2 protein-coding genes are annotated in these 2,038 nt (G+C 70.0%); both read left to right on the top strand.

Going from position 1 to position 2,038, the window contains the following annotated elements; genetic code table 11:
• The coding region (locus G6026_RS02240; RefSeq protein WP_241727923.1) for a hypothetical protein at nucleotides 1–253 on the top strand (253 nt) is incomplete at its 5' end.
• Between the two features lie 282 nt (nucleotides 254–535).
• Nucleotides 536–2,038: alpha/beta fold hydrolase (locus tag G6026_RS02245; protein WP_182612134.1), on the top strand; the 1,503-nt coding region annotated here is incomplete at its 3' end.

The following is a 2,038-nucleotide window of genomic DNA, read 5'->3' on the forward strand; positions in this document are numbered from 1 at the left end:
CGGATCCGACGTGACCGCCCGGCGCCACGCCGCGCTCGCCGTCCTCGCGGCGGCTCTGGCGGTGGTGTTGTGGTGGCTGTCGCGCGACCTCGTGGCCGTGCGGCCGCCCGTGGTGGACCCCCCGGTCGAGGGAGTGATCATGCGGACCTACACCGAGCCCTGGCTGCTGCTGGCGGCGACGCTGTCGGCCGCGCTCTCGATGGTGTCGACGACACTCGCGGTCCTCGGGCGCGGACACCGGAACAGACGGTGATATATCCACTTCTGCCAGCGGTTTCGTCCCGCAGGACCCACCGGCTGTAACGATCGGATGACGGTTCCCTGAGTCGGTGCGGGTTGGCGCTTCGCGTGGTCGACCACAGGCTACATTTGGACCGGTTCGGACGCTTGTGACGCTCGTGAACTTGAGTGGTCGCGGCGTCCGATTCGTATGGCAGTCATCTACACAACATGGAATCGGGGATCGGTGCAGCCGTCTAGCACTTTCGTTGGCACCACCGCGGTCGTCGGGGCGATCGCACTTCTTGGTACCGGAGTGGCCGCCGCCGCCCCGGTCAAGTGGCAGGACTGTACCGAGATGCTCGGGATCGAGGCCGAGTACATGCCGGCGGGTCTCGAGTGCGGGACGGTCGAGGTCCCCGTCGACTACAGCCAGCCCGACGGCGCCAGGACCGAGGTCGCGCTGACCCGGATCAAGGCCTCGTCCGGGCAGGCCAGGTCGGCCGTGTTCGGCAACCCCGGGGGGCCCGGCAACTACGCGCTCAACTTCTGGAGTCCGCCCCTGGACGGCACCGCGCCGGCCGGCCTGTACGAGAACCATGATCTCGTGGCCGTCCAGCCGCGGGGCCTCTACGGTTCCAACCCGATGACCTGTGACGTCGCCTTCGTCGGCCCCACCTCCGCCAACGCGCTGCATGACGCCTGCTTCGGCACCGATCCGGCCTACATGGCCTCGTTCACCACCGAGAACGCGGCCCGCGACATGAACGCCGTCCGCGAATCGCTCGGGCTCGCGGAGATTGACTACGTGGGCGTGTCCTACGGCACCGCGATCGGCACCGACTTCGCGACCCTGTTCCCCGAGAACACCGGTCGCATGGTGCTGGATTCCAACACGCACCCCGACTGGCGGTGGTCCCAGCAGGCCGAGCAGGGCGCGCTCGCCCAGGAGCGGCGCCTGAACGACATCTTCGCCTGGATCGCCGAGCGCGACGACTACTACGGTCTCGGCGACACCCCCCGCAAGGTCTTCTACTCCTGGAAGTGGGTCACCGACCAGGAGGTCGGGGGGCCCGCCAACCTCACCCCGCCGCCGGCCGAGACCCGCGACCTGCCCGTCGAGCTGCGGGGCACCGCGCTCGAGCGGCCCGCGCTGGACACCCTCAACGGAACCGCGCCCGCCCTGGCCCGCGCCGAGGGGCTCGGTCGCGCCCTCGCGCTGCAGGGCCTGACCAACAACGCCACGACCGGGTTGTACGACGCCACGGTGGGGGCGACCTACTCCGAGCAGGCGTGGCCGATGCTCGCGCACATGCTCAAGTACTACAACGACGGCGGCACCATCGCCCGGGTCGACCCGGCGACGGCCGCCCGGATCGTCGCCGCGCAGGAGAGCCGCTCGCCGGTCTTCCGCACCGACATCGAGATGAACGCGATCATCACGTGCAACGAGACCGCCTCGCCGTCCAGCGAGCTGGGAGTCATGGCGGCCAAGGCCGACAGGTACACGGGTGGCAACAGGCTCACCACCCGTGCGGCCGCCGAGGCCGCCGGCGACGACTGCGTCGGTTGGGCACCGGTCGCGCGCACCATCCAGCCGAACGGTGACGCCCTCGACCAGAAGCCGCTCGTCCTGCACTCGGAGAAGGACGCCGTCACCCCGATCGCCGGCGCACACCGGGTCGTCGAGACGCTCGGTGGGACGCTGGTCGTCGTCGGCGGCGGTGATCACGGCACCTTCCGCACCGGTAACGCGGCTGTCGACGCCGTGGTGATGGAGTTCCTCGAGACCGGCGTCGCCACCCCGGGTCGCGTCGAG

The sequence above is a fragment of the Dietzia sp. DQ11-38-2 genome (assembly GCF_014145055.1).
Taxonomy (GTDB): Bacteria; Actinomycetota; Actinomycetes; order Mycobacteriales; family Mycobacteriaceae; genus Dietzia.